The following is a 24488-nucleotide window of genomic DNA, read 5'->3' as shown; positions in this document are numbered from 1 at the left end:
GCACGCACCGTCTGGCGCAAGAGGAGGGCGTGGCATGCTGCGCCTGAACCTCGTGCTGCTGCTGGCGGTGATGGCCAGCGCCATCTTCCTGGTGCACAACCAGTACGAGTCGCGCCGGCTGTTCACCGAACTGGACCGCGCCGTGGCCGAATCGCGCCGCCTGGCCACCGAGCAGCAGCGCCTGCAGGTGGAAAAGCGCGCCCAGGCCACGCCGCAGCGCATCGAGGTCATGGCGCGCGAGCGCCTGCAGATGAAGCCGGCGACGCCGGCCATCGCCCAGTACGTCAATGACGATGCGCGCACGGGAGTGGCTCCATGACGCGCAGCGTGCTCTACACCTCCAGCCCCTTGCTGGCGTCCAAGACACCCCTGTGGCGCAGCAAGATGATCGTGGCCATGCTGGGCCTGGGCTTTGTCGGCCTGGGTGCACGCGCGGCCTATGTGCAGGTGTTCGGCAACGACTTCTTCCAGCGCCAGGGCCAGGTGCGCTTTGCGCGCACGTTGGAGCTGCCGGCCAACCGCGGCCGCCTGCTGGACCGCAATGGACTGATCCTGGCCTCCAGCGTTCCCGCCGCCAGCATCTGGGCCATTCCCGAAGATGTCGAGCAGGACGACCCCGAGGTCAAGGCCAAGCTCAAGCAGCTGGCCGCGCTCATGGAGATGCCGCTGCCCGCGCTGATGGAAAAGCTGGCCGACGAGGACAAGACCTTCGTCTGGATCAAGCGCCAGCTCGACTGGGACGTGGGCCAGCAGATCCATGCCCTCAACATCAAGGGCATCTACCAGCGCAAGGAATACAAGCGCCAGTACCCGGAAGGCGAATCGGCCGCCCACATCGTGGGCTTCACCAATGTGGAAGACCATGGCCAGGAAGGCATGGAGCTGGCCTTCGACAAGGAGCTGGGTGGCAAGCCCGGCTCGCGCCGCGTGATCAAGGACCGCCTGGGCCGCGTGGTCGAGGGCGTGGGCGAGGAAGTGCCGCCTCAGGACGGCCGCGACATCCAGCTGTCCGTGGACAGCAAGGTCCAGTACTTCGCCTACCAGAAGCTCAAGGAGCAGGTCATCGCGCACAAGGCCAAGGCGGGCAGCGTGGTGGTCATGGATGCGCACACCGGCGAATTGCTGGCCCTGGCCAACTACCCCAGCTACGTGCCCGACAAGCGCAAGAACCTGACGGGCGAGCAGCTGCGCAACCGCGCCATCACCGACACCTTCGAGCCCGGCTCGACCATGAAGCCCATCACCATCGGCCTGGCGCTGGAGTCGGGCCGCTTCAAGCCGGAAACGCCCATCGACACCACGCCGGGCCGCGTCAACGTCACGGGCTCGACGATTTCCGACACCCACAACTACGGCCTGCTCACCGTGGCCGGCGTGATCCAGAAGTCCAGCAACGTGGGCACGACCAAGATCGCGCTGCAGATGCCGGCCAAGGAAATGTGGGAAACCTTCTCGGCCGTGGGCTTCGGCCAGAAGCCGCAGATCTCCTTTCCCGGCGCCGCCAGCGGTCGCCTGCGTCCCTACAAGACCTGGAGGCCGGTGGAGCAGGCCACCATGGGCTATGGCTACGGCCTGTCCGCCAGCCTGCTGCAGATGACGCGCAGCTACACCGTCTTTGCCAACGGCGGGCGCGTGATCCCGGCCACCATGGTCAAGACCGACGAGCCGCCCGTGGGCGTGCCCGTGTTCTCTCCGCGCACGGCCAACGAGGTGCGCAAGATGCTGGCCCTGGCGGCCGGCCCCGGCGGCACGGGCCAGCGCGCCCAGACCATCGGCTACTCGGTGGGCGGCAAGTCGGGCACGGCCCGCAAGCAGCAGGGCAAGGGCTATGCCGCCGGCAAGTACCGCGCCTGGTTCACGGGCATGGCGCCCATCGAGAACCCGCGCATCATCGTCGCCGTGATGGTGGACGAGCCCAGTGCCGGCACCATCTACGGCGGCACCGTGGCGGCACCCGTGTTCAGCGAAGTGGTGCAGCAGACGCTGCGCCTGATGGGCGTGCAGCCCGATATGGAAGTCAAGCCCTTGATCGTCGCCAATCCCGTGGAGGAGCCCTCGCTATGAGTTCCTCCCAAGCCCTGCTGATGCTGTCGTCGGCCACCGAGGCTGTCCAATGGCTGGCCGCCCGCCTGCAAGGCAGCGGCACGCTGCAGACCGACAGCCGCAAGGTCCGGCCCGGCGACGCCTTCATTGCCTGGCCCGGCGCGGCCACCGATGGCCGCGCCCATGTGGCCTCGGCCCTGGAGCGCGGCGCCGTGGCCTGCCTGGTCGAAGCGCAGGGCGTCGAGCCCTTCGGTTTTTCCGGCGAGCACATCGCGGCCTTGCCTGGCCTCAAGGCCGCCACGGGCCTGATCGCCGACCAGTGGTTCCAGCATCCCAGCGCCCGGATCGACGTGCTGGCCGTCACCGGCACCAACGGAAAGACCACCACGGCCTGGTGGCTGGCGCATGCGCTGGCCCAGGTGAAGCTGCAGGAACGCAGCGGCTGCGCCCTGGTGGGCACGCTGGGCGTGGGCATCCCGCCCGCCCTGGAATCCACGGGCATGACCACGCCCGACCCGGTGCGGCTGCAGCGCGCATTCCGCGAGTACGCCGATGCGGGCCTGGCGGCCTGCGCCATCGAGGCCTCGTCCATCGGCATCGTCGAGCACCGGCTGGACGGCACGCGCATCCGCGTGGCGATGTTCACCAATTTCACGCAGGACCATCTCGACTACCACGGCAGCATGCAGGCCTACTGGGATGCCAAGGCCGCGCTGTTCGACTGGCCCGGCCTGCAGGCCGCCGTCGTCAATGTGGACGACGCGCACGGCGCGCGCCTGTGGGCCACGCTGCAGTCGCGCCCATCCTCTGCCGCGCTCGATGTCTGGAGCATTTCCATCGAAGGCGCGGCGCGCCTGCAGGCCAAGGACATCGCGCTGGGCGCCGAGGGCCTGAGCTTCACCGTGATCGAGGCCGGCCACAGCCTGCGCATGCACACGCGCATGGTGGGCCAGTACAACGTATCCAACCTGCTGGGTGTGCTGGCAGCGCTGCGCTGCCTGGGCCTGAGCCTGGACCAGGCCGTCGCTGCCTGCGCCCACCTGGAGCCCGTGCCCGGCCGCATGCAGCAGATCGTCCAGCCCGGCCAGCCGCTGGTGGCCGTGGACTACGCCCACACGCCTGACGCGCTGGACAAGGCCCTGCGCGCCTTGCGCCCGGCCGCCGAGCAGCGCCAGGGCCGGCTGTGGTGCGTGTTCGGCTGCGGTGGAGACCGCGATGCCACCAAGCGGCCGCTCATGGGGCAGGCCGCCCAGAAGAATGCCGACTGCGTGCTGGTCACCAGCGACAACCCGCGCAGCGAAGTGCCCGACCGCATCATCGACCAGATCCTGGCCGGCATGCAGCCGGGCGAGAACCTGCAGTCCCAGGCCGATCGCGCGGCGGCCATCGCCCAGGCGATCGCGCACGCCAGCGAACGCGACGTGGTGCTGATCGCCGGCAAGGGACATGAGGACTACCAGGAGACGGCAGGCCAGCGCCATCCGTTCTCCGACATGGCCGAGGCGCGCAAGGCGCTGGCGGCCCGTGAAGGAAAGAAGCGGTCATGATGACCTTGCAACAAGCGCTGGAGCTGATCCAGTCGCATATCCCCCAGGCACGGCTGGTCGGCAACGGCCAGACCGTGCTCACGCGCGTGCACACCGACACCCGCACGCTGCAGGCCGGGGATCTGTTCGTCGCCTTGAAGGGCGAGCGTTTCGATGCCAACCAGTTCCTGGTCCAGGCCCGCGAGGCCGGTGCCGCCGCAGCCCTGGCCCATGGCGGCCTGGAGGCTGCAGGCCTGTCCGGCATCGAAGTTCCCGATTCGCTGGCCGCCCTGGGCGCGCTGGCCACGGCCTGGCGCGCGCGCTTTGCGCTGCCGCTGATCGCCGTCACCGGCAGCAACGGCAAGACCACGGTCACGCAGATGGTGGCCTCCATCCTGCGTGCCCATGCGGGCGAGGCGGCGCTGGCCACGCGCGGCAACTTCAACAACTCCATCGGCCTGCCGCTGAGCCTGATGCGCATGACCGGCCAGCACCGCGTGGCCGTGCTGGAGATGGGCATGAACCATCCCGGCGAGATTGCCGAGCTGGCCGCCATCGGCCAACCCACGGTGGCCCTGGTCAACAACGCCCAGCGCGAGCACCAGGAATTCATGCACACGGTCGAGGCCGTGGCGCGCGAAAACGGCAGCGTGCTGCTGGCCCTGCCCGCCGACGGCGTGGCCGTGTTCCCCGCAGGCGACACCTACACGCCGCTGTGGCGTGAGCTGGCGGGCGCCCGCCAATGCCTGCTGTTCGGCGAGTCTGGCGACGGCGCCCATATCCACGCGCGTGACGCGCTGTGGCTGGGCGATGCCTGGCAGTTCACCCTGGCCACGCCCGAGGGCGAGGCGCCGGTGCGCCTGCACATCGCCGGCCGCCACAACGTGCGCAACGCGCTGGCCGCAGCGGCCTGCGCCCAGGCTGCCGGCGTGCCGCTGGCCGACATCGCACGCGGCCTGAGCGTGTTCGAGCCCGTGCAGGGCCGCTCGCGCGCGCTGAGCGTTTCGGTGCAAGGCCGCCCGGTCACCGTGATCGACGACAGCTACAACGCCAATCCCGATTCGGTGGCCGCGGCCATCGAGGTGCTGCGCGAACTGCCCGCTCCCCAGCTGCTGGTGCTGGGCGACATGGGCGAGGTCGGCGACCAGGGGCCGCAATTCCATGCCGAGGCGGGCGCGCTGGCGCGCAGCCTGGGCATTGCCCGGCTGTTCACGCTGGGCGCGCAAAGCACATCCGCCGCCACCGCATTCGGTGCAGGTGCCCGGCATTTCGAAGACATGGCCTCGCTGCAACAGGCAGCCTGTGCCGCGCTGCCCGAGGTGGGTAGCATTCTGGTCAAGGGTTCGAGGTTCATGAAGATGGAGCAGGTGGTTCAGGCGGTCGAGGCGGCCGGCAAGGATGACGGTTGCAAGAAGGAGGCCGCATGCTGCTGATGCTGTCCCAATGGCTGCAGGGCCTGTCCCCCGAGTTCGGCTTTCTGCGCGTCTTCCAGTACCTCACGATGCGCGCCGTGATGGCCGCGCTCACGGCCCTGGTCATCGGCCTGCTGGCCGGACCGCGCCTGATCCGCATGCTGACCTCGCTCAAGATCGGCCAGCCCGTGCGCGGCTACGGCATGGAAACCCATCTGGCCAAGAGCGGCACGCCCACCATGGGCGGGGCGCTGATCCTGCTGTCCATCGCCGTGTCCACGCTGCTGTGGTTCGACCTGTCCAACCGCTTCGTCTGGATCGTGCTGCTGGTCACTCTGGGCTTCGGCACCATCGGCTGGGTCGATGACTGGCGCAAGGTGGTCAACAAGGACCCCGAGGGCATGCGCTCGGGCGAGAAATATTTCTGGCAGTCCGTCATCGGACTGCTGGCCGCGCTCTACCTGGTGTTCTGCATTTCGGAGAACACCAATGCCCAGGTCTTCGAGCTGTTCGTGACCTGGGTGCAGTCGGGCTTTTCGCTGGACCTGCCCCCCAAGGCCGGCCTGCTTGTTCCCTTCTTCAAGGAAGTCAGCTACCCGCTGGGCGTGCTCGGCTTCGTGGTCATGACCTACCTGGTCATCGTGGGCGCCAGCAATGCAGTGAACCTGACCGATGGCCTGGACGGCCTGGCCATCATGCCCGTGATCATGGTGGGCTCGGCCCTGGGCATCTTTGCCTATGTGACCGGCAACGCCGGCTACGCCAAGTACCTGCTGTTCCCGCACATCCCGGGCTCGGGCGAGCTGCTGGTGTATTGCGCGGCCATGGCCGGAGCGGGTCTGGCCTTTCTGTGGTTCAACGCCCATCCGGCCCAGGTCTTCATGGGCGACGTGGGCGCGCTGGCGCTGGGCGCTTCGCTGGGCACCATCGCCGTGATCGTTCGCCAGGAAATCGTGCTGGCCATCATGGGCGGCATCTTCGTGGTCGAGGCGCTGTCGGTGATGCTGCAGGTCACCTGGTTCAAGTTCACCAAGAAGCGCTATGGCGAAGGCCGTCGCCTGCTCAAGATGGCGCCACTGCACCACCATTTCGAGAAGAGCGGCTGGAAGGAAACCCAGGTCGTGATCCGCTTCTGGATCATCACCATGCTGCTGTGCCTGCTGGGCCTGTCCACGCTGAAGCTGAGGTGAGTCCATGAACACCGAAGACTTCAAGACCGAACCTCCTGCGCTGCCGGCTGGCGAGCCCGCTGTCCCGGCGCTGCATGCCGAACTGGCCAAGGGGGCCGACTTTGCCTCGGAGTCTGCCGGCGAGCGGGCGGACGAGCCGGTCGCGGATCCGGTCCTGGACGATTCGCCGGCTGCGGCTCTGGAAGGCGCAGAGCAGCCGCTGGCTGCGGAGCCTTCGCAGGCGCTTGGGCTTGAGGCAGCCCCGGCCCCTGCGGCGATGACCGAGCCTGTACCCGACATCTCCACGCTGACGGCAGCCAGGGATGCCGCTGCCTTCGTGGCCCAGATCTTTGCCGACCCCAGCATCTCGGATTCCTCCGACGCCGAGGTCACCCCGGTCGCCACCGAAGAGGCGGTTGAAGCCGAACAGGTACTGCCACCCGTGGCTGCCGGCTGGCCCGGCGAGCAGGCCCAGCACCTGCAGGGCCAGCGCGTGCTCATCCTGGGCCTGGGCGCCTCGGGCCTGGCCATGGCGCGCTGGTGCGTGCGCTGCGGCGCCGAAGTCATCGTGGCCGATACGCGCCAGGCGCCGCCCCAGCTGCAACAGCTGTCCGCCGAACTGCCCCAGGCGCGCTTCGTGCCCGGAGATTTCACGGCCCAGCTGGTGGACGGCCAGAGCCTGGGCCTGGTCTACCGCTCGCCCGGCCTGAGCCCGGCCGCCGTGGCGCCCGTGGTCGACACGGCCCGGGCCCAGGGCCTGCCCGTGGGCGGCGAACTCGATCTCTTCGCCATGGCGCTCAAGGCCCTGGCCGCAGCCCATGGCTACCGTCCCACCGTGCTGGGCATTACCGGAACCAATGGCAAGACCACGGTCACCTCGCTGACCGGCCAACTGCTGGAGCATGCCGGCCTGCGCGTGGCGGTGGCGGGCAATATCGGCCCCACGCTGCTGGACACGCTGACCCAGGCCATCGATGCCGAAACGCTGCCCCAGGCCTGGGTGCTGGAGCTGTCCAGCTTCCAGCTCGACGGCGTGCAGATGTTCGAGCCCACGGCCGCCGCCGTCCTCAATATCACCCAGGACCACCTGGACTGGCACGGCAGCCTGCGCGCCTATGCCGATGCCAAGGCCTGTATCTTCGGCAGCAGCGGCATCATGGTGCTCAACCGCGAGGACCCCGAGGTCATGCGCATGCTGCCGGCACCCGTGGTGCCGCCGGGCAAGCGCCAAAAGCCCCAGCAGCGCGCCCACATCACCTTCGGCGGCGACATGCCGCGCCGCCCCGGCGACTTCGGTCTGGAAGTGGTCAGCGGCATGACGTGGCTGGTGCGCGCCCATGAGGCCGACGAAACCGCCAAGGGCAAGAACGCCGAAGACCTGTACATCCAGCGCCTGATGCCCGCCGACGCGCTGCGCATCCGCGGCCGGCACAACGCCATCAATGCCCTGTCCGCCCTGGCCCTGGCCAGCGCGGGCGGCTGCACGCTGGCGCCCCTGCTCTACGGCCTGCGCGAGTACCGGGGCGAGCCGCACCGCGTCCAGCCCATCGGCCGCGTCAACGGCGTGGAGTACTACGACGACAGCAAGGGCACGAACGTGGGCGCCACCGTGGCCGCGCTGTCGGGCCTGGGGCCTGACCACCGCATCGTGGTCATCCTGGGCGGTGACGGCAAGGGCCAGGATTTCTCTCCGCTGGCCGCACCCGTGTCGCGCCACGTGCGCGCCGCCGTGCTGATCGGCCGCGACGCGGGCCGCATCCGCGCTGCGCTGCAGGACTGCGGCGTGCCCCTGGTCGATGCCACCACCATGGCCGATGCCGTGGAGCTGGCCGCCTCGCGCGCCCATGAAGGCGACGCCGTGCTGCTGTCGCCCGCCTGCGCCAGCCTGGACATGTTCCGCAACTACGAGGACCGGGCCCACCAGTTCGTCGATGCCGTGCGCGCGCTGGCGCTGGATGCCGGCCATGAACTCGGAGGTGCTGCATGAGCGCGATGAACGCCATGAACCAGGCCCTGGGCCGCATGCGCTCCTGGTTCGGAGGCGCGCAGGAAAAGGCCATCGACGTGCTGCCCGTGCGCCTGGGCGGTCCCCAGTACCACCGGCCCACGCAGACGCCGGCCAGCGTGCTCGGCCTGGACCAGGCCCTGATCTGGGTGGTCATAGGCCTGCTGGCCTGGAGCCTGGTCATGGTGTATTCGGCATCGATCGCCATGCCGGACAATCCGCGCTTCGGCAAGATCGCGCCCACCCATTTCCTGATGCGCCATGCCATGTCCATAGGCATGGCCTTCGTCGGCGCGCTGCTGGCCTTCCAGGTGTCCATGGCCACCTGGGAGCGCATGGCGCGCAAGCTCTTCCTGGTGTCCCTGGTCCTGCTGGTGGCCGTGCTGATCCCGCACGTGGGCACTGTGGTCAACGGCGCGCGGCGCTGGCTGTCCCTGGGCATCATGAACTTCCAGCCGTCCGAGCTGGCCAAGTTCGCCGTGCTCATCTATGCGGCCGACTACATGGTGCGCAAGATGGAGGTCAAGGAGCGCTTCTTCCGCGCCGTGCTGCCCATGGGGCTGGCCGTGGTGCTGGTCGGGGTGCTGCTGCTGGCCGAGCCCGACATGGGCGCCTTCATGGTGATCGTGGTGATCGCCATGGGCATCCTGTTCCTGGGCGGCGTGAACGCGCGCATGTTCTTCCTGATCGCGGCCCTGGTGGTGCTGGCCTTCGTGCTCATCATCGCCACCTCCGAATGGCGGCGCGAGCGCATCTTTGCCTACCTCAATCCCTGGGATGAAAAGCATGCCCTGGGCAAGGGCTACCAGCTGTCGCATGCGTTGATCGCCATCGGGCGCGGCGAGATCTTCGGCGTGGGCCTGGGCCGCAGCGTCGAAAAGCTGCACTGGCTGCCCGAGGCGCACACCGACTTTCTGCTGGCCGTGATCGGCGAGGAATTCGGCCTGGTCGGCGTGCTCCTGATCGCCGTCACCTTCCTGTGGCTCACGCGCCGCATCATGCTCATCGGCCGGCAGGCCATTGCGCTGGACCGGGTGTTCTCCGGCCTGGTGGCCGAGGGCATTGCGATCTGGATGGGCTTCCAGGCCTTCATCAACATGGGCGTGAACCTGGGCGCGCTGCCGACCAAGGGACTGACGCTGCCCCTGATGAGCTTCGGCGGGTCGGCCATCCTCATGAATCTGATAGCGATAGCGGTGGTGTTAAGGGTGGACTACGAGAACAAGTTGCTGATGAAGGGAGGGCATGCATGACGCAGTCCACCTCTCAAGGCACGCAACGCCAGCGCACGGCCCTGATCATGGCCGGCGGCACGGGCGGCCATATCTTCCCGGGCCTGGCCGTGGCCCAGGCGCTGCGCGAGCGCGGCTGGAACGTGCGCTGGCTGGGCGCCCCCGGCTCCATGGAGTCCCGCATCGTGCCGGCCCAGGGCTTCCCGCTGGAGACCATCGAGTTCTCGGGCGTGCGCGGCAAGGGCATCATGACCCTGGCCTTTTTGCCCATGCGCCTGCTGCGTGCCTTCTGGCAGGCGCTGGCCGTGGTGCGCCGCGTCAAGCCCGACGTGGTCGTGGGCCTGGGCGGCTACATCAGCTTTCCTGGCGGCATGATGGCCGTGCTGGCCGGCAAGCCCCTGGTGCTGCATGAGCAGAACTCCGTGGCCGGCATGGCCAACAAGGTGCTGGCCAGCGTCTCCCACCGCATCTTCACCGCCTTCCCCAACGTGTTCCCCAAGGGCCGCTGGGTCGGCAACCCCTTGCGCCAGGCCTTCACCGAGCAGCCCGCGCCCGAGCAGCGCTTTGCGGGCCGCAGCGGACCGCTGCGCCTGCTGGTGGTGGGCGGCAGCCTGGGCGCCAAGGCGCTCAACGAGATCGTGCCGCAGGCGCTGGCCCTGATACCGGCCGATGTGCGCCCCGTCGTGCTCCACCAAAGCGGCGCCGCACAGATCGACGCCCTGCGCGCCAACTACGCGGCGGCAGGCGTGCAGGCCGAGCTGACGCCCTTCATCGACGATACGGCGCGCGCCTTTGCCGAGGCCGATGTCATCGTCTGCCGCGCCGGTGCCAGCACGGTCACCGAGATCGCGGCCGTGGGCGCAGCCGCCATCTATGTGCCTTTCCCGGCCGCCGTGGACGACCACCAGACCGCGAACGCGCGTTTCCTGGTCGATGCCGGTGGTGGATGGTTGATGCAACAAAGCGCACTGACTGCCCAAACCCTGGCCGAAATGCTACAAAATATGCAGCGTGCGACGCTGCTGGAGCGCGCTGGAAAAGCCAAGAAAATGCAAAAGACCGAAGCCACCGCCGAGGTGGTCGCCGCCTGTGAGGAACTGGCCGCATGAAGCACGCCATTCATCACATCCATTTCGTCGGCATCGGCGGCGCCGGAATGAGCGGCATCGCCGAGGTGCTGCACAACCTGGGTTACGCCGTCTCGGGCTCGGACCTGTCCGACAGTGCCACGCTGCGCCGGCTCGCAGGCCTGGGCATTGCCACCCACGTCGGCCATGCGGCCGCGAACATCGAAGGGGCTGACGCCGTCGTCACCTCCACCGCCGTGCAGTCCGACAACCCCGAGGTGGTCGCGGCGCGCACGCACAAGATCCCCGTCGTGCCGCGTGCGCTCATGCTGGCCGAGCTGATGCGCTTCAAGCAGGGCATCGCCATCGCAGGAGCCCACGGCAAGACCACGACCACCAGCCTTGTGACCAGCGTGCTGGCCGAGGCCGGGCTGGACCCGACCTTCGTCATCGGCGGCAAGCTCAACAGCGCGGGCGCCAACGCCAAGCTGGGCCAGGGCGACTACATCGTGGTCGAGGCGGACGAGTCCGACGCCTCCTTCCTGAACCTGCTGCCCGTGATGGCCGTCGTCACCAACATCGACGCCGACCACATGGAAACCTACGGCCATGACTTCGGCCGGCTCAAGGGCGCCTTCGTCGACTTCCTGCACCGCATGCCTTTCTACGGCCGCGCCATCGTCTGCGTGGACAGCCCGGCCGTGCGCGAGATCCTGTCCCAGGTGGCCCGCCCCGTGACCACCTACGGCTTTGCCGAGGACGCCCAGGTGCGCGCCCTCAACGTGCGCGCCGAGGCCGGCCGCATGCATTTCACGGTGCGCCGCAGCAACGGCCAAAGCTATCCCGACCTGGACGTGGTGCTGAGCCTGCCGGGCGAGCACAACGTGCTCAACGCGCTGTCGGCCGTGGCCGTCGCCATGGAGCTGGAGATTGCCGACGAGGCGCTGCTGCGCGCCTTCGAAAGTTTCAAGGGCGTGGGCCGGCGCTTCCAGCGCTATGGCGAACTCCCTGCAGCGGACGGTGGCATCTTCACCGTCATCGACGACTACGGGCACCACCCTGTCGAGATGGCGGCCACGCTGGCTGCTGCGCGCGGCGCCTTCCCGGGCCGCCGCCTGGTGCTGGCCTTCCAGTCGCACCGCTACAGCCGCACGCGCGATTGCTTCGAGGATTTCGTCAAGGTCATCGGCCTGGCCGATGCCGTGCTGCTGACCGAGGTCTATGCGGCCGGCGAGGCGCCGGTGGTGGCGGCCGATGGCCGCTCGTTGGCGCGCGCCCTGCGCGTGGCCGGCCGGGTCGAGCCGGTCTTTGTGGAAGACGTTGCCGAGCTGCCGGCGGCCCTGGCCGCCCACGCCCGCGATGGCGACGTGCTGTTGTGCATGGGGGCCGGCTCGATTGGCGCCGTGCCCGGAAAGTTGGTTGAAATGCTTCAGAAACAAGAGCTGCAGGCGCAGCAGGGAGCTGCGCAATGAGCAGCTTCGGCACCCAGATCGATGTCAAGGCCCTGGGCAAGGTGGCCGTGCTGTTGGGCGGCCGCTCGGCCGAGCGCGAGGTCTCGCTGATGTCGGGCACGGGCGTGCTCAAGGCCCTGCTGTCGCAGGGCGTGGATGCCCATGCCTTCGACCCCGCCGAGCGGGACCTGGGCGAGTTGAAGAAGGACGGTTTCGACCGCTGCTTCATCGCGCTGCATGGCCGCTACGGTGAGGACGGCACGGTGCAGGGCGCGCTGGAGCTGCTGGGCATCCCGTACACGGGCCCCGGCGTGATGGCCTCCAGCATCGCCATGGACAAGATCATGACCAAGCGCATCTGGCGCTTCGAGGGTCTGCCCACACCCGACTGGCGGCTGGTCGCCAGCGCCGACGACACCCGCGCCGCGCTGCAGGCGCTGGGCGCGCCCATGATAGTCAAGCCCTCGCGCGAGGGCTCGACCATCGGCCTGACCAAGGTCTGGACAGCCGAGGAATGCGAGCAGGCCTATGTGCTGGCCTCCCGGTACGACCCCGAAGTGCTCTGCGAAGAGTTCATCGAAGGCGACGAGACCACCTGCCCCGTGCTTGGAACCGGCGAGGGCGCCCACGCCCTGCCCGTGATCCGCATCGTCGCGCCCGAAGGCAACTACGACTACCAGAACAAGTACTTCACCGACGACACCCAGTACCACTGCCCCAGCGGCCTGCCTGCCGAGGAAGAGGCCGAGATCCGGCGCATCGTCGTGCGGGCCTTCCGCACGCTGGGCTGCCGCGGCTGGTCGCGCGCCGACATCATGATCCGCGGCAGCGACCGCAAGCCCTTCCTGCTGGAGATCAACACCTCGCCGGGCATGACGGGCCACTCGCTGGTGCCCATGTCGGCCCGCGCCATCGGCGTGAGCTACGAAAACCTGTGCCTGGGCATCCTGGCCAACGCCGCGCTGGACGCGCAACCGGAGCAGGAGCACGCATGAGCTACTCCCTGCCGGCCCCCTTCGACGTCAAGCTCATGAACGTGACCGCCACGGTCCTGTTCGTGGGCGTGGCTGCGCTGGGGCTGGCAGCGGTGAGCTGGTGGGCGCTGCGCCATCCGGCCTTCAATATCGGCCGCATCGTGGTCGAGGGCGAGCTGGTGCACAACAACGCGGTGACGCTGCGCGCCAATGTGGCGCCGGTGCTCACGGGCAACTTCTTCACCGTGGATCTCAAGGCCGCCAAGGCGGCGTTCGAGCAGGTGCCCTGGGTGCGGGAGGCGCAGGTGCGCCGCGACTATCCCAACAGCCTGCGCGTCATCCTGCACGAGCATGTGGCCGAGGCCTTCTGGGGGCCTGATTCGGGCACCGGCCTGGTCAACAGCTTCGGCGAGGTCTTCGAGGCCAACCTGGGCGAGCTGGACCGCGACGGCCTGCCGCGCCTGCAGGGCCCCGAGGACAGCGCCCCGCAGATGCTGCAGATGTACCGGCTGCTGGTGCCGGCGCTGGGGCCGCTGGATGTGGAGATCGACGGGCTGACGCTCAATGCGCGCGGCAGCTGGCAGCTCAGGCTGGCCAACGACGCACAGATCGAACTGGGTGGCGGCAGCGTGGAGGCCGTGCTGCAGCGCGTGCAGCGCTTCGTGCGCACGCTGCCCCAGATCACGACCCAATACAAGCGCAAGGCCGACGCCATCGAGTCGGCCGACCTGCGCTACGAAGACGGATATGCGCTGAGGCTGCGCGGTGTGACCACCGGCACGGCCAAGGCGCCGGCTGCAGTGCGTCCCCGACGCTGAAGACGAGGGAGGACAGACCTATGTACATGCACACCAAGCAGCGACACAGCGACAGGACAGAACCAACCGGGGGCGGATGCTGATATGGCAAGAGAATACAAAGATGTGATCGTCGGACTGGACATCGGCACGGCCAAGGTCATGGTCGTGGTCGCCGAGGTCCTGTACAACGGCGAACTCAAGCTCGCCGGCCTCGGCGTGGCCCCGAGCAACGGACTCAAGCGGGGCGTGGTGGTCAACATCGACGCCACGGTGCAGAGCATCCAGCAGGCGCTGAAGGAGGCCGAGCTGATGGCCGACTGCAAGATCCAGCGCGTGTGCACCGGCATCACCGGCAGCCACATCCGCGGCCTGAACTCCAGCGGCATGGTGGCCATCAAGGACAAGGAAGTCACGGCCACCGACGTGGCGCGGGTGATGGAGACGGCCAAGGCCATCAACATCTCCTCGGACCAGCGGCTGCTGCTGGTCGAGCCGCAGGAATTCGTGATCGACGGCCAGGAAGTGCGCGAGCCCATCGGCATGAGCGGCATCCGCCTGGAGGCCAAGATCCACATCGTCACGGGCGCGCAGAGCGCGGCCGAGAACATCATCAAGTGCGTGCGCCGCTGCGGCCTGGAGGTCGAGCAGCTGCTGCTCAACCCGCTGGCATCGAGCCAGGCCGTGCTCACCGATGACGAGCGCGAGCTGGGCGTGGCCGTGGTCGATATCGGCGCGGGCGCCACCGACGTGGCCATCTTCACGGGCGGCGCCATCCGGCACACGGCCGTGATTCCCATCGCGGGCGACCTGATCACCAGCGACATCGCCATGGCGCTGCGCACGCCCACCAAGGACGCCGAGGACATCAAGGTCGAAAGCGGCTATGCCAAGCAGCTGCTGGCCGACCCCGACGCCCAGGTCGAAGTGCCGGGCCTGGGCGACCGCAGCCCGCGCATGATCAGCAAGCAGGCGCTGGCCGGCGTGATCGAGCCGCGCGTGGAAGAGATCTTTTCTTTGGTGCAGCAGGTGGTGCGCGATTCAGGCTACGAGGAAGTGCTGTCCTCGGGCATCGTGCTGACCGGCGGCAGCGCCGTCATGCCGGGCATGGTGGAACTGGGCGAGGACATCTTCCTCAAGCCCGTGCGCCGCGGCATCCCCAAGTATTCGAGCGCATTGGCTGACATGGTGGCTCAACCCCGCGCCGCCACCGTGATGGGATTGCTCGAAGAGGCCCGCCTGGCTCGCCTGCGCGGTTTCAAGGTGGCACAAAAGAGTGGGTCGATGAAGACCGCTTTTGGCCGTTTCAAAGACTTCATCGTGGGGAACTTTTGATATGTGCTTTCATCGACTGCGCATTACCGGCCCGCCCACCGGCTTCCGAATACCGGACAGAAGACAGAATTTTCCCCAGACGGTGGTGACCACTTACAGAGAGCTACAGGAGAACCAACATGCCCATCGACATGATTGAAGTTGAAGAATTCAACCAGGGTACGCAGATCAAGGTGATCGGCGTTGGCGGCGGCGGCGGCAATGCCGTCGAGCACATGATTGCGCGCAACGTGCAGGGCGTGGAGTTCGTCTGCGCCAACACCGACGCGCAGGCGCTGCTGCGCAGCAGCGCCCACCGCACCATCCAACTCGGTGGCAGCGGCCTGGGTGCGGGCAGCAAGCCCGACAAGGGCCGCGAAGCCGCCGAGCTGGCCGAGGACGACATCCGCACTGCCATCGAAGGCGCGCACATGCTGTTCATCACAGCCGGCATGGGCGGCGGCACGGGCACGGGCGCTGCGCCCGTGATCGCGCGCGTGGCCAAGGAAATGGGCATCCTCACCGTGGGCGTGGTCACCAAGCCCTTCGAGTGGGAAGGCGGCCGACGTATGGCCAACGCCGACAGCGGCCTGAGCGAACTCGAAGCCAACGTCGATTCGCTGATCGTCGTGCTCAACGAGAAGCTGCTGGACGTGCTGGGCGACGACATCTCGCAGGACGAGGCCTTTGCCCATGCCAACGACGTTCTCAAGAACGCCGTGGGCGGCATTGCCGAAATCATCAACGAGTACGGCCATGTGAACGTCGACTTCGAAGACGTGCGCACCGTCATGGGCGAACCCGGCAAGGCCATGATGGGCACGGCCAAGGCCGCCGGCCCCGACCGCGCGCGCATCGCTGCCGAGCAGGCCGTGGCCTGCCCGCTGCTGGAGGGCATCGACCTGTCGGGCGCCAAGGGCGTGCTGGTGCTGGTCACGGCCGCCAAGGGCAGCCTCAAGCTGTCCGAGTCGCGCCTGGCCATGAGCACCATCAATGCCTACGCCTCGCCCGATGCGCATGTGATCTACGGCGCTGCCTACGACGACAGCCTGGGTGACGAGATCCGCGTCACCGTGGTGGCCACCGGCCTGTCGCGCCCCAGCGCACGCCGCCAGAACATGCAGGTGGTGCAGGGCGGTCTGCGCACCGGTACCGACAACATGAGCTACCAGCTGCCCTCGGCCTCCATGGGTGCCGCAACGGCAGCCGGCGGCCTGGTCGGCGGTGCCGCTGGCGGCGCCGACTATGCCAACAACATGTCGGTGCCCAGCGTCTGGCGCACCAACCGCACGCAGGCCGCTGCCCGCGTCGATGCCCTGGCCTCCGGCGGCATGGACGATCTGGAAATCCCGGCCTTCCTGCGCAAGCAGGCTGACTGAGCAGCGGCCGATACGGTCGCTGCATGGTTGTGATAGCGAATGCCGTGCCAGGGCCATGCCCTGCGCACGGCTGCTGCACTTTAAAATAGTCGGATGCTCCAACAACGCACCATCAAGACGATCACCCGTGCCGTGGGCGTGGGTCTGCACAGCGGCCAGCGCGTCGAATTGACGCTGCGTCCCGCGCAGCCCGACACCGGCATCGTGTTCCGTCGCGTGGACCTGCCGGAGCCCGTGGACATCCCGATATCCGCCGAAGCCGTCACCGACACGCGCATGGCCTCGACCATCGGCACGGGCGGCGCCAAGGTGCATACCGTGGAGCACCTGATGTCGGCCATCGCCGGCCTCGGGCTCGACAACATCTACATAGACATCACCGCCGAGGAAGTGCCCATCCTCGACGGCTCCTCCGCCTCCTTCGTATTCCTGCTGCAAAGCGCGGGCATCGAGCTGCAGAAGGCGCCCAAGCGCTTCATCCGCGTCATCCGCCCCGTCGAGGTGCGCGAGGGCGAGGGCCAGAACCTCAAGTGGGCACGCTTCGACCCGTACCACGGCTTCAAGCTGCGCTTCGAGATCGACTTCGCCCATCCTGCCGTGGACTCCACCGGCCAGTGCGTGGAGTTCGACATGGGCGAGGACAACTACACGCGCGACATCGCACGCGCGCGCACCTTCGGCTTCACCAAGGACGTGGAAATGCTGCGCAGCCACGGCCTGGCGCTGGGCGGCGGCATGGACAACGCCATCGTCATGGACGACTACAAGGTGCTCAACAGCGACGGCCTGCGCTATGACGACGAGTTCGCCAAGCACAAGATCCTGGACGCCATCGGCGACCTGTACCTGATCGGCAGGCCCCTGCTGGCCGCCTACAGCGCCTTCCGCTCGGGCCACGGCATGAACAACCAGCTGCTGCGTGCCCTGCTGGCCCAGCCCGACGCCTGGGAACTGGTCAGCTTCGACAGCGAGCGCCAGGCGCCCAAGGGCTTCGCCCAGCCCGCGCGGGCCTGGTGAGGCGGGCGCCGCCATGCTGATCTTCCGCTGGCTGGCCACCGTGCTGCTGCTGGCATCAGCCGTGTCCTTTGCGTTCTACCTGGGCACGGGCCAGCCCCGCTACAAGCGCTGGGGCTTCATCATCCTCAAGTGGACCGTGATTGCCGGCGTGACCTTCTTCGCCGTGCTGTTCTTTGGACGCATCGTCTGAGGTCCTGAATGGGCTGCGCTGCCGCCATTGCGGAGACTGCCGGGCCGCCATGAAGGAAATTCGGATCCGGGCCGGCGACGGCCACACCCTTGTGCTGGTGCGCAGCGGCTGCGTCCAGGGGCCTGTCGTGGCCATCACGCACGGCACCTTCTCCGGCACCGCATCCTGCGACCGGCTCGGCGCGTATCTGGCGGCGCAGGGATTCGGCACTTGGCTCTTCGACTGGCGCGGCCATGGACGGAACCCGGCCTGCGGGCATGGCCATGATCTGGAAGCCGTGGCTAGGCATGACATCGCCAGTGCCATCGAGGCCATCCGCAGCGAGGAGCAGAGCCGGCCTTTGACCCTGATAGGCCACAGCGGGGGCGGCATTGCGGCAGCCATCTGGGCCGCTCGCAATCCCGATGTGGCCCGGGACCATCTGGCCGGTGTCGTGCTGCTGGCCGCCCAGGCCACCCATGCTGCCGCCACACCGCTGGCCTGGGCCAGGATCCGGGGTTACCTGGCGTGGATAGGCCGCCGGAACTGGCTGGCAGCCAACCGCATGGTGGGGCCCGAGGCGGAAAGCGGCCAACTGATGCGCCAGTGGTGTCAGTGGAATCTCCAGCGCCGATTTGTGGGACATGACGGCATGAACTACCTGCAGGCACTCTCCCAGGTGCGTATTCCCGTTCTGGCGCTGGCGGGTGCTGGAGACCGCCTGATTGCACCCTGGCAGGGGTGCGAAGCGCTGGCAAGCGCCTTCGGCGGGACGGATGTGGAGTTCGTGCTGTGTGGCAAGGCCGCCGGTTTTGTCGAAGACTACAGCCACAGCAGGTTGCTGATGGCCGGCAATGCGCAATCCGATGTGTTCCCCCGGATCGCGCAATGGATCAGGCTCAGGGCCGAGCAGGGTGGCCAAGCACTGGTGTCCTAGTAGACGCGCCCACCTTTGTAGACCGCATGCTGGCGGCGCTGCAGCTGCGTGACCTCGGCCATCTTCGTCATGGCGGCGCCTGCATGGGCGTGGGTGATGGCCAGGCCCAGGGCGTCGGCGGCATCGGTGCCGGGCAGGCCGGGCAGTTGCAGCAGGCGGCGCACCATTTCCTGGATCTGGCTCTTGGCCGCGCGGCCATGGCCGGTCATGGCCTTCTTCATCTGCAGTGCCGTGTACTCGGCCACCGGCAGGCCCGCATTGACCAGGGCCGTGAGCGCGGCGCCGCGCGCTTGGCCCAGCAGCAGCGTGGACTGGGGGTTGACGTTGACGAAGACGATTTCCACGGCCGAGGTGTCGGGCTGGTAGCGGCTGGCGACTTCCGAGATGCCGTCGAACAGCAGCTTGAGCCGGCCCGGCAGGTCGCCGAGCGCGATGCCCGTGGTGCGGATGGTGCCGCTGGCCACGTAGGCCAGGCGGTGGCCGTCGACGTCGATCACGCCGAATCCCGTGGTCTGCAGACCGGGGTCGATTCCAAGGATGCGCATGGGGTGAATGTAGCTGTTCAGGGGACGACGGCGCTGGGCATTCTCTGCATGACCGTGCGCGTGCGCTGCAGCAGATAGCCGGAGTTGGGCAGCTTCTCGAAGCGCTTGGGCTGGGGCAGCATCACGGCCAGGCGCGCGGCCTCGGCGGCGCTGAGCTGGGAGGCGCTCTTGCGAAAGTAGTGGCGAGCGGCCGCCTCGGCGCCGAACACGCCCTGGCCCCATTCCACGCTGTTGAGGTAGATCTCCAGGATGCGCTGCTTGCTCAGCATCAGTTCCAGCAGCTGGGTCAGCACCAGTTCCTGCCCCTTGCGCAGCAGGCTGCGTTCGCCCGACAGCAGCAGGTTCTTGGCCAGCTGCTGCGTGATGGTGGAGCCGCCATAGATCTTGGGCGCTTTGCCGTTGTCGGCCTTCATGGCCCGGGCTTCGGCGCGCTGGTTGCGCTGCCAGGCTTTCTCGATGGCTTCCCATTGCACCCCGTGGTGTTCGGTGAAACTGTCGTCTTCGGAGGCAATGACGGCGCGCTTGAGCGTGGGCGCGATGCGGTCATAGGGCAGCCATTGCTGGCTCCAGTGCAGGCCTTCGGAGCTGCGCAGCATCTGCCAGGCTTCGGAGCGCTGGAAGGCTGTGGACTCGGGATCGACCACCACCATCAGTGCAATGCGCAGCACGAAGAACAGCTGCAGCAGCAGGCCGGCGCACAGCACCAGCAGCAGGGCGCGTGCCAGGGATTTCATGAAGCGCTCAGCCGCCTTGAGCAATATGGGCGCGCAGCTCGTTCAGCACCTGGGCCGAGGGCGGGCGCACGCCGCGCCACAGCGCAAACGATTCGGCCGCCTGCTCCACCAGCATGCCCAGCCCGTCGCGGGCCGTGGCGCCGTGCTGTTCGGCCCACTGCATGAAGCCCTGGGCCGCGGGGCCGTACATCATGTCGTAGGCCAGGCTGCCAGGGCGCAGCACGCGGGCCGGCACGGGCACCTCGGCACCGGCCAGGCTGCTGGCGGTGGCGTTGATGACCACGTCGAAATCCTCATCCACGGCCTGCTGCTCCAGCGCCACCAGTTCCACGCCATGTTGCGCGGCAATGGCGGCATGGCGCTGCACCAGGGCCTGGGCGCGCTCGAAGGTGCGGTTGACCACGGCGATGCGGCGCGGGCGCTCGGCAAGCAGCGAGCCCAGTGCGCCGGCTGCGGCGCCACCCGCGCCCAGCAGCAGCAGGTCGCGCCCGGCCAGCGGCACGCCCGCATTGCGCACGATGTCGGCCACCAGGCCCAGGCCGTCGGTGTTGTCGGCATGGATGCCGTCCGCCGCCAGCACCAGGGTGTTGGCGGCGCCGGCCAGTTGCACGCGCTCGCTGGAGGTGGTGGCCAGCTGTGCGGCTTCCAGCTTGAAGGGTACGGTGACATTGCAGCCGCGTCCGCCTGCCGCGAAGAAGCCGCGCACGGCCTCGGCAAAGCCATCCAGCTCCACATGCTGGCGCTCGTAGCGCAGGTCCTGCCCGCACAGTTCGGCAAAGCGGGCATGGATCCAGGGCGAACGGCTGTGCGCGACGGGGTTGCCCATGACGCAGTAGCGGTCGGAGGAGGTGGCGGCAACGGAAGTCATGTCGAAAAAATGGAGTGCGAAGAGGGCGGGGCGCTACTGGGCTACTGGACCGTGGTCTGCAGCGTCTGCTCACGCGTGAACTTGAAGCGCGAGACCACGGCGATCTGGTCGGCCTTGGCGCGCATGGCGGGGCCGAAGTGGCCGAAGGGGCCGGCCGCACGCGCGATGGCTTCGGCGCGGGTGTCCAGCAGGCGGTTGCCCGAGCCCTGCACGATCTCGGTGGACAGCACGCGGCCGTCGTGGTTGACGGTGAGGATCATGACCAGCTCGCCATAGAGCTTCTTGCCGGCCTGCTCGGGAAAGTTCTCCGTGCCCTTGTCCTCGACCTTGCGGCGCAGGCCGTCGTAGTAGATGGCGTAGACGGCCTCGCGCGTGGACGGGCTGATATAGCGCTTCTTGGGGCGGGCGTTTTCTTCGTTGATGCGTTTTTCGATCTCGGCCAGCAGCTTGACCAGCTGCTGGCGCTTTTCCTGCTGGGCCTGCTGCTCCTTGGTCTGCTTTGCCGCCTCGCGCGGGTCCAGCGGCGGCAGGGCCGCGACCTGCTTGCGCAACTGCGTCAGCAAGACGGTCTGCTGCTCCTGCATGGAGTCGATCTGGCGCTGGCGTTCCTCGAAGTCGTCGCCCACGGCGGTGAGCGCCGAGTAGGGCATGGGGCTGGAGGCCCGGCCCTTGTCGGCTTCGCCGCCGCCGGCCAGCGAGGTCTGCGCGATGGCCTGCGCCTTGTCGGGCTGCTCGTTGGCGCGGGCATTGACCAGGATGACTTCCAGCGGCGTGTCCTGGAACACGCGGTCGAAGCGTTCCGGATCGATGAACCGGAACGAGAGCAACCCGGCATGCAGGGCAATGGAGACACCCAGTGCCAACTGCAGCGTACTCAGGGAACGGAAGGCGGTAGGCAGTTTCACGTCAGATCTAAGGCAGTGGCTTGGATGCGAGGCAGGGGCGCGAGCAGATCAGGGCTGGGCAGGATCGGCCGCGGGCGTGCCGTCGGTCTCGTTCATGTCCACGGCGATGGCGATGGGGCCGGCCACGGCCTCCTCGTCGTCCTCCGCTCCATCGTCGGCAGCGGCGGCGTCGCTGTCCAGGCGCTCGATCAGCGTGCCCGAGACATCGAGCGCGATCTCGTCGATCTCGCCCAGGCGCACGCGCACATGGGCACCGCGCGGCAGGCCGGTGACGCCCAGCACGGGGAAGACCAGCGGCAGGTCGTCGGCGCGCACCAGCAGGCCGCCGCCCATGCCTTCCTTGATGACAGTGGCCGTCAGCTCGGTGATGGCGTTCTGCTGCAGGTACTTGAGCGTCCAGAAGCGCTCCATGCCTGCCTGGTAACCGTTGTAGGCGCTGTAGGCGCCGTCAAAGCTGCTGATGATGCCGAACAGCTCGGCATCCTTGGGCTTGAACGGCGCGGCCAGTGCGGCGGTCTTGCCGTGGCGCGCGCAGGCAATGATCTGCCACTGGTTGACCAGGTCCACATAGCGGCGCAGCGGCGAGGTGGCCCAGGCATAGCTCTTGACGCCGATGCCCGCGTGGGGGAGCGCCTTGGTGGACATGCGCACCTTGATGCCGGGGGCCAGGCTGGCCTGGCTGCGGTAGATGCCGGGCACGCCCAGATCGGCCATCCAGCCGCCCCAGGTGCTGTTGGCCACGATGGCGGCCTCTGCCACGATCAGGTCCAGCGGTGCGCCGCGCTTGCGCACGGTGATCTCGACCTGCTCGTTGCCGCGGGGCTCGGCGCTGCCGTTGCCCACCAGGCGGAAGTTGTAGTCGGGACGGTTGAAGTTCTCGGGCTTGCCCCGCACCAGTTCGCGCCCGGCCTTCAGGTGCTTGGCCCAGCGCTGCAGGAACGTCAGTTCGGCGCGCTTGCCCTGCAGCACTTCGGGCGTGCCCTCGACCTCGAAGGAGGGGTCGGCCAGCCACTGCTCGGTGACGATGTGGTCCAGCTTGTCATGGCGGAAGTTGACCTGCACGGGCACGCGCTCCAGGCGCGTCTCGCTGGCCGTGGTCTCCAGCGTGGCCTCGTCCACGGTGACGTACAGCGACACGGCGGGGTTGGCGCGGCCTTCGTCCAGCGTGTAGATCTGCACCACCTCGTCGGGCAGCATGGTGATCTTGTAGCCGGGCATGTAGACGGTGGACAGGCGCGAGCGGCCGAGCTGGTCCAGCGGCGTGCCCGGCACGATGGCCAGACCGGGCGCGGCAATGTGGATACCCACGGTGACCGTGCCCGTGCCCAGGCCGCGCACCGACAGCGCATCGTCGATTTCGGTGGTGGCCGAGTCATCGATGGAAAACGCCTGGACCTCGGCCAGCGGCAGGTCGGCCGGTGGCTGGGGTGCCTGCAGGGCCGGGAACTGCGTGCCCTTGGGGAAGTGGTCGAAGAGGAAGCGCTTCCAGTGGAATTCGTAGGCCGATTCAATGGCGCCGGCCCTGTGCAGCAGATCCAGCGGTGCCAGGCGCGTGGCGCGGCTGGCCTCGACCACGGCCTTGTATTCGGCGGCGTTCTTGTCGGGGCGGAACAGGATCTTGTAGAGCTGTTCGCGGATGGGGCCGGGGCATTCGCCAGCGCCCAGCTGCTCGGCCCAGGCCGTGATCTGGGCCTGGATCTGCTTTTTCTTCTCTATGCCGGCCAGCGCCTGCTGCAGGATTTCGGCCGGCGCCTTCTTGAAGCGGCCCTTGCCGGCGCGGCGAAAGTAGTGCGGCGCCTCGTAGATGCGAAACAGCGCGCCGGCCTGCTGGGCCAGCGTGGCATTGTCCGAGAAATAGTCGCGTGCCAGGTCGGCGAAGCCGAATTCCTCCTCGGGGGCGAATTCCCAGGCCAGGTCCAGATCAATCTCGGCGGCCATTGCCTGGCCCTGGGCGATCAGCTCGGCAGGCGCCGGCTTGTCGAACTTGAGCAGGATGTTGGCGGACTTGACCTTGACCCGTTTGCCCGAGTCCAGTTCCACCTGGGCGGAGGTGTCGGCTTCGGAGAGGATGCGGCCGGCCAGGAACTTGCCGGCTTCTTCAAACAATGCGTGCATAGCCCGATATTCTCCCACGCTGCGGCTGGCAGCTGCCGCGCAGGCGTGTGCGGCATCAGGCCAGATTCAGGAACTCGTCGAGCTGGGGCAGGTACTCCTCGAAGTTGCTCAGCGCGTGATCGCCGCCTTCCTGGATGATCTGCAGCGCATGCGGGTAGCGCGCGCTCATCTCGCGCCAGTCCAGAACTTCGTCGCCCTCGGCCGCCAGCAGCATCTCGGGCGCGGCCGGTGTCATGGAGCGCGTGTCCAGCGCGCGCAGCTCTTCCATGTACTCGCGGCGAAAGAAAAAGCGTTCCTCGGGGTTGTGCCAGGACGTCTGCTCGCCAATGTACTTTTCAAGATCGCGCGCCGGGTTCACGGCCGGGTTGATCATCACGCTGCGGCAGCGCGCCAGCTGGGCCACCCAGCTGGCGTAGTAGCCGCCCAGCGAGGAGCCGATAACGGCCATGGTCTCTCGCGGCCAGCTGCCTATACCGTCGGCAATCAGGGCGGCCGCCTCGCGCGGGGATGGCGGCAATTGCGGGCTCCACCAGCGCACATGGGGATGGCGCGTGGCCACATGTTCGGCCATGCGCCGGGCCTTGGTGGATTGGGGTGAGGAGCGAAAGCCGTGCAGATACAGCAAATGGGTGGTGGTCATGGCGGGCGCTCTCCTTTGCGTTGCTGGGGCCGGGCGCCGGATGCGGCCCGGACGGCTCATGGCCCATTGTGGCCGCTGCGGCGGGTGGCGCCCAGCAGGGAAGGCCCGGGCCGACAGCTGGATGACAACCGCCTCCGTGGGCAACCCTGCGCCGGGCTAGGCCGCATGCGCCACGGGATAATGGCGGCC

General features: G+C 68.0%; 22 protein-coding genes. 16 read left to right on the top strand and 6 right to left on the bottom strand.

The genetic code is table 11. The features are described from left to right. Nucleotides 1-34: 34 nt before the first annotated feature. From ftsL to AC5I49_RS17760, 16 genes are all read left to right on the top strand, one after another. Nucleotides 35-319, top strand: coding sequence for a cell division protein FtsL (ftsL, locus tag AC5I49_RS17835; RefSeq protein WP_012203393.1), 285 nt, complete (start codon nt 35-37; stop codon nt 317-319). Then, nucleotides 316-2064 carry a peptidoglycan D,D-transpeptidase FtsI family protein gene (locus AC5I49_RS17830; RefSeq protein ID WP_013804112.1) on the top strand — a complete coding sequence of 583 codons (1749 nt, stop codon included), beginning with the start codon at nt 316-318 and terminating at the stop codon, nt 2062-2064. Before ftsL ends, AC5I49_RS17830 begins: the two co-directional genes overlap by 4 nt. Beyond that, nucleotides 2061-3590 (top strand): UDP-N-acetylmuramoyl-L-alanyl-D-glutamate--2,6-diaminopimelate ligase, encoded by a 1530-nt coding sequence (locus AC5I49_RS17825; protein ID WP_016453129.1) that lies wholly within the window; start codon nt 2061-2063, stop codon nt 3588-3590. Before AC5I49_RS17830 ends, AC5I49_RS17825 begins: the two co-directional genes overlap by 4 nt. Further along, nucleotides 3587-5002, top strand: a complete 1416-nt coding sequence (locus AC5I49_RS17820; protein ID WP_047217442.1) for a UDP-N-acetylmuramoyl-tripeptide--D-alanyl-D-alanine ligase — start codon at nt 3587-3589, stop codon at nt 5000-5002. Before AC5I49_RS17825 ends, AC5I49_RS17820 begins: the two co-directional genes overlap by 4 nt. Further along, a complete protein-coding gene (mraY, locus tag AC5I49_RS17815) occupies nt 4993-6171 on the top strand; it encodes a phospho-N-acetylmuramoyl-pentapeptide-transferase (protein WP_016448034.1) in 1179 nt (392 codons plus the stop codon). Before AC5I49_RS17820 ends, mraY begins: the two co-directional genes overlap by 10 nt. A gap of 4 nt (nt 6172-6175) precedes the next feature. Next, the gene (gene murD / locus AC5I49_RS17810) at nt 6176-8137 is read left to right on the top strand and encodes a UDP-N-acetylmuramoyl-L-alanine--D-glutamate ligase (protein WP_046983934.1); all 1962 of its coding nucleotides are present in this window, start codon (nt 6176-6178) and stop codon (nt 8135-8137) included. A gap of 5 nt (nt 8138-8142) precedes the next feature. Further along, nucleotides 8143-9408 (top strand): putative lipid II flippase FtsW, encoded by a 1266-nt coding sequence (gene ftsW, locus AC5I49_RS17805; protein WP_017404612.1) that lies wholly within the window; start codon nt 8143-8145, stop codon nt 9406-9408. Beyond that, nucleotides 9405-10496: an undecaprenyldiphospho-muramoylpentapeptide beta-N-acetylglucosaminyltransferase gene (murG, locus tag AC5I49_RS17800; RefSeq protein ID WP_017404613.1), complete on the top strand. Its 1092-nt coding sequence runs from the start codon at nt 9405-9407 to the stop codon at nt 10494-10496. The genes ftsW and murG overlap by 4 nt, the downstream gene beginning before the upstream one ends. Further along, nucleotides 10493-11926 (top strand): UDP-N-acetylmuramate--L-alanine ligase, encoded by a 1434-nt coding sequence (gene murC, locus AC5I49_RS17795; RefSeq protein ID WP_495789677.1) that lies wholly within the window; start codon nt 10493-10495, stop codon nt 11924-11926. Before murG ends, murC begins: the two co-directional genes overlap by 4 nt. Next, entirely contained in the window at nt 11923-12900 is a 978-nt protein-coding gene (locus AC5I49_RS17790) for a D-alanine--D-alanine ligase (protein WP_495789676.1), read from the top strand. The genes murC and AC5I49_RS17790 overlap by 4 nt, the downstream gene beginning before the upstream one ends. Continuing rightward, nucleotides 12897-13697 carry a cell division protein FtsQ/DivIB gene (locus tag AC5I49_RS17785; RefSeq protein ID WP_016448028.1) on the top strand — a complete coding sequence of 267 codons (801 nt, stop codon included), beginning with the start codon at nt 12897-12899 and terminating at the stop codon, nt 13695-13697. The genes AC5I49_RS17790 and AC5I49_RS17785 overlap by 4 nt, the downstream gene beginning before the upstream one ends. 84 nt (nt 13698-13781) lie before the next feature. Beyond that, nucleotides 13782-15011, top strand: a complete 1230-nt coding sequence (ftsA, locus tag AC5I49_RS17780; protein ID WP_012203404.1) for a cell division protein FtsA — start codon at nt 13782-13784, stop codon at nt 15009-15011. Between the two features lie 119 nt (nt 15012-15130). Further along, the gene (gene ftsZ, locus AC5I49_RS17775) at nt 15131-16369 is read left to right on the top strand and encodes a cell division protein FtsZ (protein WP_016448027.1); all 1239 of its coding nucleotides are present in this window, start codon (nt 15131-15133) and stop codon (nt 16367-16369) included. 93 nt (nt 16370-16462) lie between these two features. Beyond that, nucleotides 16463-17386 (top strand): UDP-3-O-acyl-N-acetylglucosamine deacetylase, encoded by a 924-nt coding sequence (gene lpxC / locus AC5I49_RS17770; RefSeq protein WP_012203406.1) that lies wholly within the window; start codon nt 16463-16465, stop codon nt 17384-17386. Between the two features lie 13 nt (nt 17387-17399). Further along, nucleotides 17400-17576, top strand: coding sequence for a hypothetical protein (locus tag AC5I49_RS17765; RefSeq protein ID WP_016448025.1), 177 nt, complete (start codon nt 17400-17402; stop codon nt 17574-17576). A 49-nt stretch (nt 17577-17625) separates the two neighbouring features. After that, a complete protein-coding gene (locus AC5I49_RS17760; RefSeq protein ID WP_495789675.1) occupies nt 17626-18492 on the top strand; it encodes an alpha/beta fold hydrolase in 867 nt (288 codons plus the stop codon). Here the strand turns inward: AC5I49_RS17760 and ruvC are convergent. Genes ruvC through AC5I49_RS17730 form a run of 6 tightly spaced genes read right to left on the bottom strand, consistent with a single transcriptional unit; the run spans nt 18489 to nt 24299 of the window. Next, nucleotides 18489-19037, bottom strand: coding sequence for a crossover junction endodeoxyribonuclease RuvC (gene ruvC / locus AC5I49_RS17755; protein ID WP_016448023.1), 549 nt, complete (start codon nt 19035-19037; stop codon nt 18489-18491). The genes AC5I49_RS17760 and ruvC overlap by 4 nt on opposite strands. A gap of 17 nt (nt 19038-19054) precedes the next feature. Beyond that, the gene (gene mtgA, locus AC5I49_RS17750; protein ID WP_016448022.1) at nt 19055-19771 is read right to left on the bottom strand and encodes a monofunctional biosynthetic peptidoglycan transglycosylase; all 717 of its coding nucleotides are present in this window, start codon (nt 19769-19771) and stop codon (nt 19055-19057) included. Between the two features lie 7 nt (nt 19772-19778). Beyond that, nucleotides 19779-20639, bottom strand: a complete 861-nt coding sequence (aroE, locus tag AC5I49_RS17745) for a shikimate dehydrogenase (protein ID WP_495789674.1) — start codon at nt 20637-20639, stop codon at nt 19779-19781. A gap of 41 nt (nt 20640-20680) precedes the next feature. After that, a complete protein-coding gene (locus AC5I49_RS17740; protein ID WP_016448020.1) occupies nt 20681-21544 on the bottom strand; it encodes an energy transducer TonB in 864 nt (287 codons plus the stop codon). A gap of 48 nt (nt 21545-21592) precedes the next feature. Then, the gene (locus AC5I49_RS17735) at nt 21593-23659 is read right to left on the bottom strand and encodes a ribonuclease catalytic domain-containing protein (protein ID WP_495789673.1); all 2067 of its coding nucleotides are present in this window, start codon (nt 23657-23659) and stop codon (nt 21593-21595) included. A gap of 55 nt (nt 23660-23714) precedes the next feature. Continuing rightward, nucleotides 23715-24299: a YqiA/YcfP family alpha/beta fold hydrolase gene (locus AC5I49_RS17730; RefSeq protein ID WP_016448018.1), complete on the bottom strand. Its 585-nt coding sequence runs from the start codon at nt 24297-24299 to the stop codon at nt 23715-23717. Between the last annotated feature and the right edge of the window lie 189 nt (nt 24300-24488).

The organism is Delftia sp., from assembly GCF_059499305.1.
Note: the sequence above shows the minus strand (reverse complement) of the source record. Positions and strands in the feature narration are given on the sequence as shown.

Bases quoted from the DNA above. Each gene is read 5' to 3' on its own strand.
- ftsL (WP_012203393.1), top strand. From the start codon at position 35: ATGCTGCGCCTGAACCTCGTGCTGCTGCTGGCGGTGATGGCCAGCGCC.
- AC5I49_RS17830 (WP_013804112.1), top strand. From the start codon at position 316: ATGACGCGCAGCGTGCTCTACACCTCCAGCCCCTTGCTGGCGTCCAAG.
- AC5I49_RS17825 (WP_016453129.1), top strand. From the start codon at position 2,061: ATGAGTTCCTCCCAAGCCCTGCTGATGCTGTCGTCGGCCACCGAGGCT.
- AC5I49_RS17820 (WP_047217442.1), top strand. From the start codon at position 3,587: ATGATGACCTTGCAACAAGCGCTGGAGCTGATCCAGTCGCATATCCCC.
- mraY (WP_016448034.1), top strand. From the start codon at position 4,993: ATGCTGCTGATGCTGTCCCAATGGCTGCAGGGCCTGTCCCCCGAGTTC.
- murD (WP_046983934.1), top strand. From the start codon at position 6,176: ATGAACACCGAAGACTTCAAGACCGAACCTCCTGCGCTGCCGGCTGGC.
- ftsW (WP_017404612.1), top strand. From the start codon at position 8,143: ATGAACGCCATGAACCAGGCCCTGGGCCGCATGCGCTCCTGGTTCGGA.
- murG (WP_017404613.1), top strand. From the start codon at position 9,405: ATGACGCAGTCCACCTCTCAAGGCACGCAACGCCAGCGCACGGCCCTG.
- murC (WP_495789677.1), top strand. From the start codon at position 10,493: ATGAAGCACGCCATTCATCACATCCATTTCGTCGGCATCGGCGGCGCC.
- AC5I49_RS17790 (WP_495789676.1), top strand. From the start codon at position 11,923: ATGAGCAGCTTCGGCACCCAGATCGATGTCAAGGCCCTGGGCAAGGTG.
- AC5I49_RS17785 (WP_016448028.1), top strand. From the start codon at position 12,897: ATGAGCTACTCCCTGCCGGCCCCCTTCGACGTCAAGCTCATGAACGTG.
- ftsA (WP_012203404.1), top strand. From the start codon at position 13,782: ATGGCAAGAGAATACAAAGATGTGATCGTCGGACTGGACATCGGCACG.
- ftsZ (WP_016448027.1), top strand. From the start codon at position 15,131: ATGCCCATCGACATGATTGAAGTTGAAGAATTCAACCAGGGTACGCAG.
- lpxC (WP_012203406.1), top strand. From the start codon at position 16,463: ATGCTCCAACAACGCACCATCAAGACGATCACCCGTGCCGTGGGCGTG.
- AC5I49_RS17765 (WP_016448025.1), top strand. From the start codon at position 17,400: ATGCTGATCTTCCGCTGGCTGGCCACCGTGCTGCTGCTGGCATCAGCC.
- AC5I49_RS17760 (WP_495789675.1), top strand. From the start codon at position 17,626: ATGAAGGAAATTCGGATCCGGGCCGGCGACGGCCACACCCTTGTGCTG.
- ruvC (WP_016448023.1), bottom strand. From the start codon at position 19,037: ATGCGCATCCTTGGAATCGACCCCGGTCTGCAGACCACGGGATTCGGC.
- mtgA (WP_016448022.1), bottom strand. From the start codon at position 19,771: ATGAAATCCCTGGCACGCGCCCTGCTGCTGGTGCTGTGCGCCGGCCTG.
- aroE (WP_495789674.1), bottom strand. From the start codon at position 20,639: ATGACTTCCGTTGCCGCCACCTCCTCCGACCGCTACTGCGTCATGGGC.
- AC5I49_RS17735 (WP_495789673.1), bottom strand. From the start codon at position 23,659: ATGCACGCATTGTTTGAAGAAGCCGGCAAGTTCCTGGCCGGCCGCATC.
- AC5I49_RS17730 (WP_016448018.1), bottom strand. From the start codon at position 24,299: ATGACCACCACCCATTTGCTGTATCTGCACGGCTTTCGCTCCTCACCC.